The following is an 18,088-nucleotide window of genomic DNA, read 5'->3' as shown; positions in this document are numbered from 1 at the left end:
CACAAACCTGTAAGTGGTGATATGAATAATCTCATAGAAAAATCGGCCTTCGAACGCTTGGAAGCATCTTTCTCACTGTTTAACGCCAATGAGCAAGTATGGATCCTTACTGATGAACACGGTTGCGTGATGTTAACGACTGATGATGAGGACGGTGTACCTGTTTGGCCAAGTGATGACTTAGCTAAACTATGGGCAACTGAGGACTGGTCTGATTGCGAACCTATGGCGATTACTTTGCAAGATTTTATGCAGAAATGGATTCCTGGAATGGAAAAAGATGGGCTAATGGTTATGGTGTGCCCGGTTCCAGCGGAAGAGGGCGAAGTGATCCCACCAGAAGCTTTCGTCGAATATATCAGCAAGTCCTAATTTTGCCAGCTAAGGAAGGCTGCGCATTGTGCAATAAGGAGACACGGTAGTTTGCTAATCCCCAGTAGTGATGATTTATGGTTTCTCCCGCTAGGGGGCACCGGCGAAATAGGGATGAACCTCAATTTATATGGTCATGACGGAAAGTGGCTGATGATAGATTGTGGAATTTCATTCGATGAACCCCTAGTTCCTTCTTATCGCAATGGGGGAGAGAATGTAAAAGCTCTGCATTCTGTTGTTGCACCCGATCCAACGTTCATTGCCGACCAAAAAGAACATTTAGTGGGAATTGTCATTACCCATGCTCACGAAGACCACATAGGCGCTTTGCCTTATTTGTGGGAGCGATTTAAGTGTCCAGTTTATACAACACCTTTTACTGCTGAAGTGCTTCGACGCAAGTTATCTCGCTCGAAAAATGCCAACAAAGTTCCCATTGTGGAAGTACAAGGCGGAAGTATTCAAACTCTTGGACCGTTTACCCTCCAGTGGTTAGAGATTACACACTCAATACCAGAACCTTATGCCATAAGGATTGATACCCCGGTGGGAAGTGTGCTGCATACAGCAGACTGGAAAATTGATGCTCAGCCCGTTACTGGAAAGCCTTTCGATCACAGTGCCTTTCGTCGATTGGCTAGTGAAGATATTCTTGCTCTTATCGGCGACTCGACAAACGCGAATAAACCTGGTTTTTCTTTATCGGAGAGAAACTGCTTCGATGGCCTGTTGAATACGATTAAGCCAATCAACGGGCGAGTTGTTGTTACTTGTTTTGCGAGTAATGTAGCAAGACTCATTTCACTGGCGAAGGTAGCGCAAAAAACCGGACGTTATTTGGGCCTTTTCGGTCGCTCACTCCTAAACATGTATGCTATTGCGAAGTATCGTAATCTCTGGCCCGATGATTTAACTATTGTAGAGCCTGGACACTTGGGGTATCTGCCACCCGAAGAAGTCATGATGGTGGTAACAGGAAGTCAAGGTGAACCCAGAGCTGCGTTGGCTCGAATGGCGGCTGATACCCATCACCAAGTAGAGCTTACTAAAGGCGATGTGGTGATTTATTCGTCTATTGTGATTCCCGGTAACGAAACCGCAGTTAACAAGGTCAACCGTGCATTGGCGGCAAAGGGCGTTAGCGTGTTACACAGCGAGCAAAGTCCCTTGCCTATTCATGCCAGCGGCCATCCATGTGAAGAGGAGTTAAAGCTGATGTATCAGTGGGTTCAGCCTGAAATCGCTATTCCTGTACACGGAGAAAAAGCCCATTTAACTGCTCACGCTGAAATTGCGAAAGCATGCGGAGTCAAAAAGCACTATGTAGGACAAAACGGCGATCTATACCGATTGGCGCCACAACCAAGTATTAGACGCCAGCAGGTATCTACCGGACGAATACCTATTCAACAAAACTAGGGGAGCAACTTTGCTTCAATAACGTTTGGTAGGAGGCAAAAGTCAGTCCAGTCGACATATTCTTACGTGTAATACAAGGAGTCGTTCTGTTACACTTCGGTAAGAATAATAACAACATTAGAGAGATGCGTTGCTGTGCAAAGGATGGTTTGGCTTTTTTGTTTTCTCCCATTTTTTTCTTTCGGAGTTAGTGCCGCACCTAAACTCGCCAACCCTGTTTTCCAATCATTGTCTACCAAAAACGGCCTACCCCAAGATGTGGTTAATCATATTCAAATTGATGACGAGGGTTTCGTCTGGATTGCTACTGAAGGTGGTGTGGTTAGATGGGATGGTACCAAAACCCAGTTGATTCGTGGCCCAGATGACCTCTTCATTAACCTTTCTATTGACAGGCTATCGATTGAGCAGGGCAAAGCGCTGTGGATCAGTACATTTTCTGGCGGTGTATATCGTCTCGACTTCAAAACTAATCAAACCGAACAAGTGGTTGCACTGCCGTATGCACAACAGAGTGATTGGATACAAAATGCAGAAGATTTCTTCTGGCACAACGAACATACGCTCTATTTAGCATTATCTGAACAAGTTGTGCGCTACAACACGGTAACGTCGCAACTGGATACTGTGTTCTACCTTGAGCAATCGTTAGTCGCTGAGGAGCATGGTGTTAGAGCCGTGCATGTATTAGACGACGTTTTAATTATTGCGACCTCAGCGGGTGTATTTTACAAACGACTACAAGACCCAGCATCTTCTGTGCAGACCCTTGACTATCTCAATGGAGTTGAGCCGGATATTGATAACCAGAATGCAAAATTACTTTTTCGGGATGACAATGAGGGATTTTGGATTGGCACTGTCAGTGGCGTGTATCGTACGACACTCTCTGACCTGCGCTCTCAACTAGAAGGAAGCTCGTCCTCACGGTTTACCGCCCATATGCCAATGCGCAATGTGTGGACCATGGAAACGGCGGGTGACTCGTCGTTTTGGTTGGGAACAAACAAAGGGTTATATAGCCTAACTTACGACGGTGATGGGTGGCAGAGTGAGCACGTATTAGAGCCTCACAACGGTAGGAGCGAGTTGTCTAATAAACGTATTCGCACGCTTGCTACTGATAAAACAGGTAACTTATGGCTGGGCTCTATATATGGCGGTGCACTCTATTTTGGGGTAAAAAGCGCAGAAATCGAGACCATACAGAACACACGGTTCGGTGATAATAAGCTACTTAGTGATGGTGTCATTTGGTCGCTGGCACAAACTGATGAGGATAGCTTGTGGATTGGCACAGAAAATGGTCTGAACAAATACTATTTTGAAACTAAATCGACCGAACAGTACCTGTTTAGTGATAGCGAGCTGTTTGAGCCGGGCTCCGCGGCGATTCAACGTATTATTCCCCAGAGTAACGGGCAGCTTTTTCTTCAAAGTTACTATGGTATTCGCATTTTTGATCCGGAGACAGGGGAGATTACCCGTCCCCAGTTATCAGAGGGTGACAACCACGTTTTTGATGCGTGGAACTCAGGGATGAATATCGACAGTGCTGATAGACTTTATTTCATCGGTAGTGAGTTTTATCGCTATTCCCCCCAGACACAAACCGTTGAAGTCCTGCCGTTAGACGAAGAAATTTTCGATGTGAGTTTCTCTGTTGGTTTCTTGGGTGAGTCGACCTATCACGATGGTAAAATGTTTCTCTCTATGATGAGTGGCTTGTGGCTTTTCGATCCAGAAACCTTTGAGTCTGAGCTCGTCTACTTGTTTTCAGAAGAGCAGCGTTCGAACCTGCAGTCAGTTTCATCCTGGGTAATTGACGATAATCGAGTGTTGTGGTTGGCGTTTACTGGTTACGGACTTTTCGGGTTGGATGCGGATACGTTTGAACCTCTATACCATCTCAGTGAAGATAACTTATTGTTATCCAATATAGTTTACGGTCTAAAAAAAGATGACCAAGGTAACATATGGTTTAGTTCTCACAATGGATTACACCAATATTCACCCGTGTCGGGGCAAGTCTATAATTTTATCTACGGCAGAGAGCTTCCTGTCTCCGAGTTTAACGAAGGCGCAGTGGCGCAGCTAGCTGGGGGAGAATTGGCATACGGTTCAACCTCTGGGGTAGTAGTATTTTCTCCTGAAACACTCAGAGCCATGGACAGATCTGGCAGTCTTTTGTCGTTTCAGTCGGCAATTACGGGTGTTACATCCGGCGATCAGGAACTCGGCTTGCCGTTCACGAATTTGCATGACATGGAGATTACTCTCTCCCACCGCGAAAACAGTTTTACCGTGGATTACTCAGCAATGACAATGAGTAGCGCGGGTAACGTAAAATATCATTTCCGTTTTCAAAAAGGAAACCAAGTCATCAGCGAAGGTGTGACTCGAGACAGTCAACTTACCATTACGAACGTAGAACCTGGAGAGTACACTTTTACTGTGACGCCTACGCCCGGCAGCTTAGAGTTCAGCGTATTGCCGGCAGAAATCCGTATTGTGATGCCTCATGCGCCATGGCGTTCACCGCTGGCTTACGGCATATACGGAGCCATGCTTCTGGCCTTATTAGTGGCCATATTACTCTCGCGGAAAAAGCAGTTATTTAGATTGCAAAATGCTCGACAAGAAGCTGCATTGTTCAGTGAAGCGTTCAAGCAAACAAGAGATTGGGTAGTTATCTTCAATGAGCAAAGGGAGCCTGTTGCCGCCAATCCAGCTTTCGAAATGGTATTTGGCATTGACAGCAAGCAATCGTTACCTGCCCAAATGGAACAAATCTACAGACGCTCGGTACATTTGAGTCGCCAATTGGTAGGAAAACTGGAGGACATGAAGCCCGGAGAGTTTTGGCGTGAGGAAGCGATTATCGAGAGTCCTGAGGGTAGGCAATACGATACGCTCATCGCAGTTACCGCGATGGGACAAGAATCAGTATCATCGCACTTTTTACTGGTGATTTCGGACATTTCCGAACAGAAAAGCGCAGAACGTAAACTGTTAAAAATGGCGAACTACGACAATCTTACGGGGCTAGTTAATCGCAGTTTGTTGTTAGACAGATTAGAGCATGCCATTGCCAATAGCCGTCATCACGAGAGTCGTGTCGCAGTGATGTTTATCGACCTCGATAGGTTTAAAGGGATCAATGACTCTTTAGGACACGACTACGGTGACAAGTTGCTTCGCGTTGTTGCCAACAGAATGCGCAATTTAGTCGCGGATAAAGGCACGGTAGCGCGGTTAGGTGGTGACGAATTTGTTATTGTGATTGAAGAAGTCTCACACGAAAATGACCTCAGTTCCTTTGTTTCGCAAATTATCGATGCGGTTGAAACTCCCATTGCCCTTGCCAGTGAGATGTTGAGGGTGTCCTGTAGTGTAGGTGTGGCCTTTTACCCTGACGATGCAGTGGAGCCAGCAGAGCTAATTAAGCGTGCCGACGTGGCGATGTATAGCGCTAAGAAAGATGCATTAAACGGGTTTGCGTACTTCACGTCTGATATGAATGAGAAAGCCAGACAACGACTCTTGGTCGAGAACCTAGTTAAAAGAGGATATCTTGAATCCTGCTTCTTTAATCACTATCAACCCATAGTTGACGCGATAACCGGAAAAGTCGTCGGTGTTGAATTACTCCTACGATGTAAAATAGATGATGATCCTCTCTATCCTGACGCGTTCATTCCGGTATTAGAGCAACTTCGTTATATTGTTGATGTCACTAGACTAGCAATGCAAGATGCGGCTGCTGATCTCGCCAAATGGTATGAATCTGGTTTTAACGGGTTTGTTGCCATTAATCTCTCCGCGCTCCATTTTAAATCTGAATTTGATATAGATTTCGTTGCTGAGCTACTCGCATCTTATGGTTTACCCAAACAAGCCTTTCGATTTGAAATAACCGAAGGCGTGTTAATGGACGATAGTGATATGAGCCGTCAGCAGATACAGAGACTGGTTGATGCTGGTTTTATCCTCGCACTTGATGATTTTGGTACGGGATACTCCTCGTTGAGCTACCTAAAACGCTATCCACTGTCGGTGTTGAAGATTGATAAGAGTTTTATCTTTGATATGACCAAAAAATCAGCCGATAGCGCGCTTGTAGATACCACCATCGCACTAGCGGCCAACCTTGGCATGCGCTGTGTTGCAGAAGGGGTTGAAACCGCAGAGCAGGCAGAGTCGCTACTCGAAAAAAATTGTCGGTATCATCAAGGATATTTCTATGCAAAACCAGCGGCAGCTGACGACCTGAGCACTTATCTACTCAACCATCTTTGAATGGTACAAAATTGTTCGAAAGTTCGTGCTTTGATGTATTAGCGTTCTTGACTGATATGTATAAGAAATTTCGATGTTCACCGTACTATATGGTCTACCCGTCGGATCGATGTAAACGTTCGTTTAAAAAAGCTTGTCTTCGTTAAAAAAATAAGGCTTATTATGTAGCTGTGAAAGATTTGTAAATTTGAGCTACATTTTAAAAAACATACGAGTGACTTATGCCGCTAGATATGACAGTAAACAGCACGGAAGTAATTAAATCGCCATTGAGTATGCTTTACCACTGGGAAGCGACTCGTGGAAACGATCTGTACCTTACACAGCCAGTGTCGGGCGAGTACCACGATTATACATGGGCGCAAGTCGCCAATTTGGCACGTAAAGTAGCAAATAAACTCAAGAGCTTAGCGCTGCCTGAGGGGAGCCGGATTGGTATTTTCTCAAAAAACTGTGCCGAGTGGTTCATCACCGACTTGGGAATCATGATGGCTGGACATGTTTCCGTGCCAATATTCTCCACCGCGGGCCCAGATACGGTGAGTTATGTACTCGAGCATGCTGACGTGCAGCTCTTGTTTGTAGGTAAGCTAGACAATACTGCTGAGCAAGTTGCCGCTATTCCTAAAGCGTATGAAACGGTGGCATTTCCTTATCCCAACATTGACACCAAGCAGCAGTGGGATCAGTTTATAGATTGCGAACCTATGACTGAATCGCCTGTGCCCGATATGAACAATGTCATGACGATTATCTACACTTCGGGCAGTACAGGGCAACCAAAGGGTGTGGTGCACACGTTTAATACTATTTGTTGGGCAGCGCAACGTTCGTTAAATCAGTTGTCTGTTGGGCAGGGAGATAGCATTATGAGCTACCTGCCGCTAGCTCACATTACCGAGCGTGTTTTAGTTGAACTCGCAAGTTTTTATAGCGGTGGCAAGATTCACTTCGTTGAAGCGCTGACAACCTTCCAAAGAGATGTTGTTCATTGTCAGCCTAGCTTGTTCATATCAGTTCCTCGTTTATGGACGAAGTTCCAGATGGGGGTGTTGGCGAAAATGCCCCAGTCCAAACTCGATGTTTTACTTAAAATTCCAATTATCAACAAGCTCATCGCTAAGAAAATTCGTCAAGGTCTTGGTATTGATAACTCTCGTTTGTGGGCAAGTGGATCAGCGCCGTTAGCGCCAGCTGTTATCGAATGGTTCGCGAAGATTGGCGTATATATCTCTGAAGGGTGGGGGATGACTGAGAATAGTGCCTACGGTACGGGAAGTGTACCTTTTAGACACGATAAAATTGGTTGTATCGGTATGCCATACGATGGCGTTGATGTCCGTATTTCAGAGGAAGGAGAAATTCAGGTTAAGTCTCCATGTAACATGGTGGAGTACTACCTTGAGCCTGAAAAAACCAAAGAAGTTTTCACTGACGACGGCTACTTACGCACTGGAGACAAAGGTGTTATCGATGGTGACGGTTACGTCAAAATAACTGGTAGGCTGAAAGACATTTTTAAAACCGCCAAAGGAAAGTATGTTGCACCTGCACCCATCGAGTCTCAATTTATGGAAAACCCCATTGTTGAGCAGGTGTGTGTTACTGGTACCAACTTACCACAGCCGATAGCATTATTGGTGTTGAGTGAAGAAGCGCAAAAACAAGACAAAGCTGAGATTGAAAGCAGTCTTACTGCAACGTTCAAAGACATCAATGCTAAGCTAGAGAGCCATCAAGTGATGGACAGAGTAATGGTAATGAGTAATGAGTGGAGTATTGAAAACGACCTGCTTACGCCAACGCTCAAAGTTAAACGCCATGTTCTGGAAGAACGTTTTGAGTCGGTTATCCAAGGTAGCTACTCAGACGAACTCGTATGGGTTAACGCGTAAATTAAAGTGTTAGCATTCGACCAGCGATTTTCGCTGGTCGATGTTTTACAAAGTCACTAATTATGATGGGTAGCGCTCGCTCAGTCCCTCGTAAACTTTATCGCTGTAGCTATCATCCGCCATATCTAGCGCATCTAACACTTCTACTAGATGCTCGTTATCTTCTTTTCCGTTCCAGATTTTAATATAAGTGCCTTCTTTATAGCCATTGTCTTGCCTAAAGAAGTTCAGCACATTCTTGCCGACATATTGGCGATATAGCTCGTTAGCATCCATTTCTGATTGCTCAACTATGACCATGAACAATGGCACGCTAAAACGCTTTGCTGCGCAAAGACCTGCCATAAGCTCAAGGTTATCAAGTAGCGAACTCTCAGTTGGGCTGTATTCAACATTGTCGAATGTCACTTTAGGTGAAGATGCAGTAAGCGCTTCAGCAATGGTAGACGCTGAGGCTGAGATATCACCGTTGAATTCTATGATGCTTGCCGAGAGGGCAAAATGCCAAATATCAACCAGTTCCATTTGAAGTTGAGGCAAGTCTTTTTGTTGTGCTTTCCACCATTTCCAACCGTGATGATCAATAGCTTCAACCGATTCCACCATGGCAGCACGCAGATAACCATACCCAGCAGTTAACCAGCTGGGGTTAACTTTAGTATTCATTTTGTCTTGAAGCGAGAGCATTGTGGCGAGTTGTTGTGTCGAAAGCATTGATAATCCTGCAGTTAAGTTTGTTATACATTTGATCGATGAAAGCCATTGGCTTCTGTTAATGTTGAAAGTCTACTGGAATGGCTGCACAGCGTGAACTGTTTTGTTTATCGAAGTTGTGCTGTTTAGTGGTGCATTTGCACCATGCGTTATCGAAATAACTTATGCCTTTCTTGCTAACTTTGTCTAAGTTTATGATTTTAATGAATTTAAATTTTGGCATTGCTCATGCTAAAGATATAAGTGTTAACTGTGCTACTTCGTAACGTTAACCCAAACTAGTGCCAGGCAACGCTAGCTAAGGTTGTTATTGTTTAGCCCGTAAACCTTACCCATGTTGGTTTTTCGTGTCCTGAGGCCAACATGGGTTTTTTTATCCTATCCCACCAACAATTCCCAAACTTTTATCTTTTCTATCACTGTTTTTGTTAGACTAATCTCGTCATATTTATCAGGGATGTATTCGAATTGCTGGCTCTGTATCCGTCGAACAAAATTGAGCACCTTAGTTTTCTACTCGCCACTTTGCTTGAGCAGCAACAGAGCAGTATCTTTGAATCCCAAACCATACTGGTTGAAAGCCCGGGAATGCAGCACTGGGTGAATATGGAACTTGCAAAACATCATGGCGTGGCCATGAACCTTGATTTTCCTCTGCCTGTTAGATTTATGTGGAATGCCGCCCGAGCTATTCTTGGAGAAGACACCATTCCGCGTCAGTCACCCTATCGACGAGAAATCCTCACTTGGCGTATCGATGAGCTTATTCAGCGCTCCGATATTCAAAACAAGCCAGAGTTTAGCGAGGTAAATGCATACTGGCAGACAATCGAGAACTCTCAAGAGCGGGGTGTACAGCGCTTGCAGTTCTCAACTGCGATGGCCGACGTGTACGAACAATACTTAATGTATCGGCCTGAGTGGCTATTGGCATGGGAAGCGGGTGAGTCGCTAAGTGTGCAAAACTCCATGGAACCTTGGCAAGGTGAACTTTGGCGAGAGCTCGTCAGCCAAAACCCACTGCACCCTGCAGGACTTTTAAAGTCTGCGCTTTCAAGTCTACAGCAAGGCACTGTCCCTGAAGGGCTGCCCTCAAGTGTTATTGTATTTGCGATAAACACAATGGCGCCCCAATTTGTTCAGCTACTTGACGCATTATCCACGCATATTGATATACATATTTTTCATCTTAACCCTAGTGTGAACTATTGGGGAGATGCCAAAAGCCGAGGTGAGCAGGCCCGGGTTCTCAGAGAACAGGGTATAGAAAAATGGATGAGTGAAGCACAAAGTCATCCGTTACTTGGAAACCTTGGTAAGCAAGGGCGGGAGCTTTTCAACTTGCTTACCGAACTCAACACCTTCGAAGTGAGCGCATTTGACATTCCCCCGCTTGATGAGGAGCACACGTCGAACACCCTACTCCAGAGAATACAAATCGATATTTTGCATGGAGAGTTATCGGATGCCCCGGTAAATGCTGACGATAGTCTAACTATAGTCTCTGCCCATTCTGCTCTGAGAGAAGTGCAACTACTACACGATCATTTACTACATTGGTTGTCACAAGACCCAGACCGTTCGCCGTCCGATATTTTGGTGATGTGTCCGGCTATTGAGAACTACGCGCCTTTCGTCGATAGTATTTTTCAGCGTGTGGGTACATTTGCGCCTACGCGAGAGGTTCCGCGCTTACCCTGTTCAATTGCCGATAGGAGTCCACTTGATGCCAATCCTATTGTGTCTGCGTTTATAAGCTTACTTTCGTTACCGGATAGTCGTTTTGGGGTGGTAGATATTGTCGATTATCTTCAGTTACCCGCAGTTCAGCGCAAATTTGAGTTTACCCAAGATGATGTGGCGCAGATGACCGTATGGTTACACAAAGCCCATGTGCATTGGGGATTGGACGCACATCATAAAGCGTTAATGTCCGAGACTGAAGATACTAGTATTCAAGATACCTACACTTGGTGGTGGGGACTCAAGCGCCTTCTTTTAGGTATGGCTGCTACCGACAGTGAAACCTTAGTGAATGGGCTACTCACAGTTCCCGATGTAGAAGGCCAAAATACGCTCGTGCTAGGCAAACTCATTGACCTAGTGAGTGCCCTACAACAGCAAGCGAGGTTACTTAACCAAAATCGAACTGCATCAGAGTGGCACAGGTGTTTAGTCGATTTGCTGAATACGTGTTTCGATGCGGACGTAAAAGAACAATCCACCTGGGATATGCTCACTAATGTATGTGCAGATCTTGAACTGCGCTGTGAGGAAGCAGGCTACACCAGCGAACTGCAATTAAGCCAAGTGCGTATGTTGTTACTCAATCGTTTTTCGTCGCCGGATGCGGGCAACCACTTTATGACAGGTCAAGTGACTGTATGTTCAATGTTGCCGATGAGAAGCATACCCTTCAAAAAAGTCTGTATTCTTGGTCTTAACGACGGAGAGTTCCCTCGTCAATCCACACCCATGGGACTCGATCTGATGGCCCAGTCTTCCCGTAAAATTGGCGACAGATCTCGGCGCTTGGAAGACAGATACTTGTTTTTAGAGGCATTGATATCTGCTCGTGACAGCATTTATCTGAGCTATCAGGGTAATGACGTTCGAAACAACAATGAACGCCAAACAAGCCTGGTGCTTGGTGAGCTACTAGACGTTTTAATTAACGGTTATGGTCTTTTGAAGTCAACACTTGTTACACAGGCCCCGTTACATCCTTTTAGTGAGGGAAATTTTACCAGGCCAATACCAAGTTACGAAGCAGGATGGTTGCGCTTAACTGAGTCAATGCGACATCAAATGGGCACAAGTGAATCATTGGACGAGATCGAAACAGTGGTATTGAATGATGTGTATCAAGTCTCAGACATCGCGAATGCATTCAATGACCCTTTGAGTTACTTTGGCCGAAATGTGTTAGGGGTTTACCTAACACAACCTCATATCGAGTTAGACAGTAGCGAACCGTTTGATGTTAACAGCCTGGTGCGATATCAGGTGGTTGACGCACTTATTGATGATGTTGTTGGCCCAGTGCAACATAACGCCAGCTTTGATGCCATTGAGCTAGCTACCATGCGCGGTGATATTCCACAGACACCTGCTACCGAAGTCACTACGGGCGTGTGGAAAGAGGCAACAACTGCTCTGCACGAGGCCATCGGCGATTTACCACAGGAGCTAACCCAAGTTAGCTGGCAGGGTGAACAATTTCAGATACAGGGAGTGGGGTGGTTGGCTGATGATTCAACAATCAATCTTTGCCCCACCGCAATTAGTGATAAGCGAGGTTTCGCCTTTTACCTGTCTCAATTGTGTTTTTGTGCCAGTGGCATTCAACAGCCACTTGACGTTTTCTTCCCGGTTTGGGAAAAAGGAGAGTACAACATCAAAGTGGCGCGCTACGCGCCTGTTGAGCCTCAAATTGCAAAAGATATGTTGTCTATTGTCGAGGAACTTTTCAGTCAATTGCATCGCTGTCCAACGCCCATCTATCTCAGCCTTATTACCGAGTTAGTGAAAAAAGCCGGTAAAAACGATGTGTTTGAGTATCTCGATACGGCTCAGGCCTATGCTGATCTAGCGAATTGGCAAACTCAGTCAAATCAATCGGCAAACATTGCCAACGATAACCCCTATTTATCCTGGTTACTGCCCAGTGGTATCTCGATGGAGCATATAAATCATGCTCCGATATTCACGCTGTTGAGCCACGTGGCCAGTATTAAGAAGGTGGTGAAACTATGAGTTCAAATAACCATCTTGACGTTACCCTTATGCCACTACAAGGCAGACACCTTATTGAAGCAAGTGCAGGGACGGGAAAGACTTACAATATTACTCGGATCTACCTACGGTTACTGTTGGAGAAAAAGCTCTCAGTAAAAGAAATCCTGGTGATGACTTTTACTCGTGCAGCTACCGAGGAAATCCGTAGCAGAATTGGTGAGACACTCCGTGAAATAACACCCTTGTGGGAGCAGGCAGTGCAACAAAATGGAGCGTTGCCAATTGATGCCGATCCCGTGTTTAAACAGGTCTTTGAGGCGAGTGACACGCAGGAAGGGTTAGCGCTACTCAAGGCTGCCCAACTTGAGTTAGATGAGGCGTCGGTATATACCATTCACGGGTTCTGTCAGCAGGTTATAGCCCAACTGGCATTTAAGAGCGGGTTTGCCATGTCGCTCAATCTGGAGACAGATACCAGTGATCTATACCTGACCGCTGCTGAAGATTGGCTCAGAAAGCTGCGCAACGAGTCAGACGCATTTTTGACTCTTGCCGAGCATGGTTGGCATGTGCCTCAAGGTCTACTCGATAGTTTTGGTAGCGCCTGTCGACAATCTCAAATGAGAAAATTGATGGACGAGCCCACGCTCGAGGCAGAGTATGAAGCGGCTATCGCCCGTTTAACTCAATCACTGGCAAATGAATTTGAGTCAACTCGACAAGGCTTACTCAATAACGAGCAAGCCATACTCAGTGGTGTGGTTTTCGGGCACAAAGACGAGCAAAAAAGAACGCAGGAATGGGCAGCTATTCTAGAGTGGCTATCGCTAAAATCATTAACACCGTTAGATAAAACAGCAACGGCTTTTTATCACGGGGGGCGATATAAAGGAGCTGCAGTAAAACCCTTGGTCCCCTTATTTGATGATCTAAAATCCCTTGTGGCTAAGATTAAAAAATCAGTCGCTGACTTAACCGCGCGTAAGCAAAAAGCCCTTGAGAGTTTACCTGCCCTCACTTTGGTAAACGGTGGGATTGATTATATTCAGCAAAGTGTAGCTTCGCAGAAGCAACGTCTTGGAATCATGGATTTTGACGATCTTATTCGCTTACTGGCGAATGAAATTTCCAAGCCAGATACATCAATCGTTTCGGCTCTAAGACAAGCCTATCCGGTGGCACTAATCGACGAGTTTCAAGACACCGATGCTGATCAATATACCATTCTCAATACGGTTTACGAAAAGGGAAGTATAGATACTGCCTTGATGATGATAGGTGATCCCAAACAGGCCATTTATCGATTCAGAGGCGGTGATATTTTTACCTATCTTAGAGCCGGAAATGACGCTGATTTTCGTTGGGTAATGAATACAAATTGGCGCTCTGTTGAGGGAATGGTTGGTGCCTACAATCGGCTTTTTTACGGTACCCCACTATCAGAAACTGGGACAGAAGTGTTTGGTTTTGGGATTAACTATTTACCCGTTGAGTCTACACCTTACGCTAAGGCAGCCAACACACCGTTATCTGACCCAGAGTCCAACCGTAGCGCCATGAACTATGTTTGGTTGCCTGCTAATGAAGATAAGCCAAACGCGCAAACCATGCAGCGTCAGATAAGTCAGTGGATAGGTAACGAGATACACAGACTGTTTAGCAAAGCTACTTTGGGTGAGGCATCAATTAAACCCTCAGATATCGCTATCTTGGTAAAAAATCGCAATGAAGCCTCAGTGATAAAAGCTGTGCTAGAAGAGCAAGGCTTAACCTCGGTATTTTTGAGTGACAGAAACAACCTCTTCACCAGTTCTCAAGCAAGGGATCTGTTCAGCGTGCTTGATGGTATATGGCATTTAGACGACGGAAGAAAAGTCTCGGCAAGCTTAGTGAGTCCCTTATGGGGCATATCGCCCAGAAAACTGGTTTCATTGCTATATCACGATGATGAAGGGCAGTGGGATGAGGTCATGAATGTTGTGTCACAGATGCGGGTACTTTGGCAGCAGAAAGGTTGTATGGCGGTGGTATTGGAGTTACTGCAACAACACTACACCCCCACTAGTAGCCAAACTGAACGAGCACTGACCAATTATCTTCATTTGGCGGAAGTGCTAGAGCAGGCCGCAATTGTGCACAAACGCCCAGAGCAACTATTGGTGTGGCTTTACCGTCAAATAAACTCTCCGCAAGCCGACGAGGAGATGACGTTACGCTTAGAAAGTGATAATCAACTCATTCGCATTGTGACCCAACACGGTTCAAAGGGGTTGGAGTACCCCATCGTGTTTGTGCCTTTCGCCAGTGGCTATAAAGATCCTGCAAAGGTGGGTAACAGCTACGCTAATGTCATGAGCTATTACGATGAATCTTCGCAACAATTAACCTTACAGCTTGGTTACAGTGAATGTGCTGTCGCTCGTTTGAGAGCCGAAAGTCACGCTGAAGATACACGTTTGTGCTATGTAGCCGTTACTCGTGCTGCCCACCGATGCTATATGGGAGTGGCTGAGTTTAAAGACAATGAACAAAGTGCGTTAGCGAGAGCCTTGGGAGTGGCTTCGTCATCAGATGACGGGGGCTGGCAAAACTCATTGGAGAGCATAGCCAAAGAGCCAGATGCTTTTAGTTGTTGTATCACAGTGGAGCCAGATGGCTTAACTCAAGAGCCGATCCATGTTTCGAGTAACCTGGCAGAGCCTCAATTACCAACATTAAGTTTGAGTAAGTTTGCAGGCAAAGCAGAAGAAGCATGGCGTTTGTATTCATTTACCGCACTGTCTAAGCAAACAGCGTCGAACAGTACAGCGCATGTCGTTGATCAACAAGCCAGAGCGTCTGAGAGTTACCCAACGACAGAGGATGATATAGGTTCTGAATTAGCTGATAACGAAGAAACGGCATTACCCTTGAGATTTACTTTAGAAAAAGGGGCAAACTCAGGTAACTTGCTCCACGATAGCCTTGAGCAATTAGATTTTTCACAGCCTAATTGGGCTGAATCTTGTGATCCAATTGCATTGAAATACGGTGTAGGTGATGACCAAAAACCGCTGTTATATGAATGGTTAGCACAGGTACTTGATTCACCGTTATCCAAACAAGATCCCGAATTATGTTTGGCGGCACTTGAGCATAAACAGACGTTGCGAGAGGCTGAATTTTATTTTCCTATGGAACATACTCAGTGGGGAAAGTTAGCCAATTTACTCATTAAACATCGGAAAAACGGCATCCTTGGTACCGATTCTGTTGCAGTCCCCACAAGTTATGCTTCCAACATGGAGGGTATGATGCATGGATTCATCGATCTGATATTTGAGTACGAAGGTAAATTCTACGTGTCCGACTACAAATCTACCTGGCTAGGCGATGCTTTAGTCGATTATGACCGTCTCTCTGTCGCGAAAGACCTGCAGTCACACCTTTATGACTTGCAGTACCTGATATACAGCTTGGCGCTACATCGATATTTAGCTAAGCGTTTACCCGACTACGATCCAGAGATACATTTTGGCGGTGTGTACTACTTGTATTTACGGGGTATGCACCCAGAAAATACGCAAAGTGAAGGTGTGTATTTTTCCAAAATAACCACACAGGAATTGCAGCAACTGAGCGCGATTTTCTCTGACGCCTCAGATACATCAACATCGAATGTATCAACTAAGGAGGGGCAAGTATGAGCGCAGGTAGTCGTAGCGAAAACAATGAAGCTCCCAAAGTCGCCAGTATCGATATTCATTTTGCTGATGCAGTGAGCGAGGTTTGTTCGTTGCCTGAAGGCAAGGCTAACGTTTGGTATCAGCTACTCATTGCCTTGTCGTATTTCCAGCGTCAAGGACACAGTTGTGTTGTCCTAGCTGAACTTGCCAATACCCAGGTGTTGTCGCCCTCAGTTGAGAATAAAACGAATGAAGCAAAACTGAGTGAGACCTTTCCATCACTTTCTGTTTTACAACAAGTGTCACAATTGGCCACCAGTGACCCTCGGCTTACCCCCTTATTGAAGTTTGATGGTAAGCGTTTGTATACCCAGCGTTACTGGCAGTTCGAACAAGAGGTTGCATCATACATAAGTGCTAATACTCAGCCTCAACCTCTATCTGATAATCAAATAAACGCTCTAGCTAAGTGCTGGCCTGCCATGTTTCCAGTGGAAGAGGTTAATGAGCAAGACTGGCAGCAAGTGGCGGTAGCAAAAAGCGTCACCCAGAAATTTAGCGTAATTAATGGTGGACCAGGTACCGGAAAAACTTACACCGTAACTCGTTTACTGCTAGCTCTGCAAAGTATCAATGGCTCACCCAAAAACATTGTGCTAGCTGCACCTACCGGTAAAGCACAACAAAGGATGACTGAGTCTATTTCAAAGAGTTTGTCAGCATTGGAGAATAAGATACCGGACGCTTTGAAGGACAGTATCCCCACTCAAGCGAGTACGATTCATAGCCTCCTCGGTGTCAGAGAACACACCATTGATACACGGTATAGCAACCACCAAAAATTATCGCTAGATGTACTCATTGTTGATGAAGCGTCCATGATAGACCTTGCATTGATGGCTAGGCTAATGCGTGCTATGCCCGAACATGGACGTCTTTATCTTATTGGTGATGCTGACCAGTTACCCGCAGTAGAAACGGGCAACGTATTGGAGCAACTTGCGATTGATGACAATGTCACCGGTGCTGCTCCTAGCCCACTCGTAAATTGGGTCGGTCAGCTTTGCCCACACTTACCGAAATTGCCTGTTAACGAAAACGCCCAACCATGGCTGCATACCCTGGTAGCGGCTCAGCGATTTAAGGGGGCACTTGCAGCGCTAGCGACGGAAATTCAACAAGGTAATGATGACGCTGCAAGCGCTTTGTTGAACAACATTGAATCGCCTCGATTGACGCTTCCCGGTGATTCGGTCTTTATGGCAAACGACATTGACGTTGACATTGAGCGTTTGCAGGGGGTGGCGAGGGAAAGTTTCCAACCTTTGAGGAGTGCTAAAAATCCACAGGAAGCGCTTGACGTTCTGGCTCAGGTAAGGTGGTTAACACCAATCCGCAAAGGTACCCTTGGCGTTGAAGGACTAAACCGATTGATAGAGCGCTCGCTGTCAGTCAATTCCCGCACACCTGAGAATGGGTTTTATCGTGGTCGTCCGATAATGGTGACTAAAAATAATCATGCTCAACGGCTGTCAAATGGTGAGGTGGGAGTCATTTGGCCAGATAAAACAGGTGTACTTAAGGCATGGTTTGAGGGTGATGATGGAGGATTACGCAGTGTATCTTTAGCGCGCCTTCCCAACGTGGAAACGGTATATGCAATGACAATTCACAAGTCTCAGGGTTCTGAATTTGAGCAGGTAGTTATGTTTTTACCTGAACTCGCTGACGAAGTCGCGTCTTCGGTTGGGCATCGCGGTATTTTGTATACTGGCCTTACTCGAGCAAAGCGAGGTTGTTTGATCATTTCCCAACTGCACACTTTTAAAAGAATGGTTAGTACGAAAGCGCAACGTTTTTCTGGTCTTTCAGATGCAATCTGTGAATCACATACATAAAAAAGCCGTATTCTTATGCCAGAGTCGCAAACAGAATACGGCTTTTGCATTATCGTGCAATCCCAGGGTGAAGTGCACGAATATT

Annotated in this window: 8 protein-coding genes; 7 read left to right on the top strand and 1 reads right to left on the bottom strand. The window is 45.5% G+C overall.

Features of this window, described 5'->3' with window-relative positions; genetic code table 11:
- Positions 1-21 precede the first annotated feature (21 nt).
- The 4 genes from EYS00_RS16675 to EYS00_RS16660 all read left to right on the top strand — a co-directional run bounded on the left by EYS00_RS16675 (position 22) and on the right by EYS00_RS16660 (position 7,988).
- On the top strand, positions 22-372 hold the full coding sequence (locus EYS00_RS16675) for a DUF2750 domain-containing protein (RefSeq protein ID WP_130638632.1): 351 nt from the start codon (positions 22-24) through the stop codon (positions 370-372).
- Positions 373-423: 51 nt separating this feature from the next.
- Positions 424-1,794: a ribonuclease J gene (locus EYS00_RS16670; protein WP_130638630.1), complete on the top strand. Its 1,371-nt coding sequence runs from the start codon at positions 424-426 to the stop codon at positions 1,792-1,794.
- 144 nt (positions 1,795-1,938) lie between these two features.
- Positions 1,939-6,093: an EAL domain-containing protein gene (locus tag EYS00_RS16665; RefSeq protein WP_130638628.1), complete on the top strand. Its 4,155-nt coding sequence runs from the start codon at positions 1,939-1,941 to the stop codon at positions 6,091-6,093.
- Positions 6,094-6,314: 221 nt separating this feature from the next.
- A complete protein-coding gene (locus EYS00_RS16660) occupies positions 6,315-7,988 on the top strand; it encodes an AMP-binding protein (RefSeq protein WP_130638626.1) in 1,674 nt (557 codons plus the stop codon).
- A 60-nt stretch (positions 7,989-8,048) separates the two neighbouring features.
- Here the strand turns inward: EYS00_RS16660 and EYS00_RS16655 are convergent, their stop codons facing one another.
- Entirely contained in the window at positions 8,049-8,702 is a 654-nt protein-coding gene (locus EYS00_RS16655; RefSeq protein WP_130638624.1) for a dUTP diphosphatase, read from the bottom strand.
- Positions 8,703-9,170: 468 nt separating this feature from the next.
- Between EYS00_RS16655 and recC the strand changes: the two genes are divergently transcribed.
- From recC to recD, 3 genes are read left to right on the top strand one after another with little or no spacing between them, the layout of a single operon-like run.
- The gene (gene recC / locus EYS00_RS16650; RefSeq protein ID WP_165399413.1) at positions 9,171-12,458 is read left to right on the top strand and encodes an exodeoxyribonuclease V subunit gamma; all 3,288 of its coding nucleotides are present in this window, start codon (positions 9,171-9,173) and stop codon (positions 12,456-12,458) included.
- Positions 12,455-16,126, top strand: coding sequence for an exodeoxyribonuclease V subunit beta (recB, locus tag EYS00_RS16645; protein ID WP_130638620.1), 3,672 nt, complete (start codon positions 12,455-12,457; stop codon positions 16,124-16,126). Before recC ends, recB begins: the two co-directional genes overlap by 4 nt.
- Positions 16,123-18,003, top strand: a complete 1,881-nt coding sequence (recD, locus tag EYS00_RS16640; RefSeq protein ID WP_130638618.1) for an exodeoxyribonuclease V subunit alpha — start codon at positions 16,123-16,125, stop codon at positions 18,001-18,003. The genes recB and recD overlap by 4 nt, the downstream gene beginning before the upstream one ends.
- The last annotated feature ends 85 nt before the right edge of the window (positions 18,004-18,088 follow it).

It is taken from the genome of Alteromonas sp. KUL49 (assembly GCF_006538345.1).
Classification (GTDB): Bacteria; Pseudomonadota; Gammaproteobacteria; order Enterobacterales; family Alteromonadaceae; genus Alteromonas.
The sequence above is the reverse complement of the archived record's forward strand: the minus strand, read 5'-3'. Positions and strand labels throughout refer to the sequence as shown.

Bases quoted from the DNA above. Each gene is read 5' to 3' on its own strand.
- EYS00_RS16675 (WP_130638632.1), top strand. From the start codon at position 22: ATGAATAATCTCATAGAAAAATCGGCCTTCGAACGCTTGGAAGCATCT.
- EYS00_RS16665 (WP_130638628.1), top strand. From the start codon at position 1,939: ATGGTTTGGCTTTTTTGTTTTCTCCCATTTTTTTCTTTCGGAGTTAGT.
- EYS00_RS16660 (WP_130638626.1), top strand. From the start codon at position 6,315: ATGCCGCTAGATATGACAGTAAACAGCACGGAAGTAATTAAATCGCCA.
- EYS00_RS16655 (WP_130638624.1), bottom strand. From the start codon at position 8,702: ATGCTTTCGACACAACAACTCGCCACAATGCTCTCGCTTCAAGACAAA.
- recB (WP_130638620.1), top strand. From the start codon at position 12,455: ATGAGTTCAAATAACCATCTTGACGTTACCCTTATGCCACTACAAGGC.
- recD (WP_130638618.1), top strand. From the start codon at position 16,123: ATGAGCGCAGGTAGTCGTAGCGAAAACAATGAAGCTCCCAAAGTCGCC.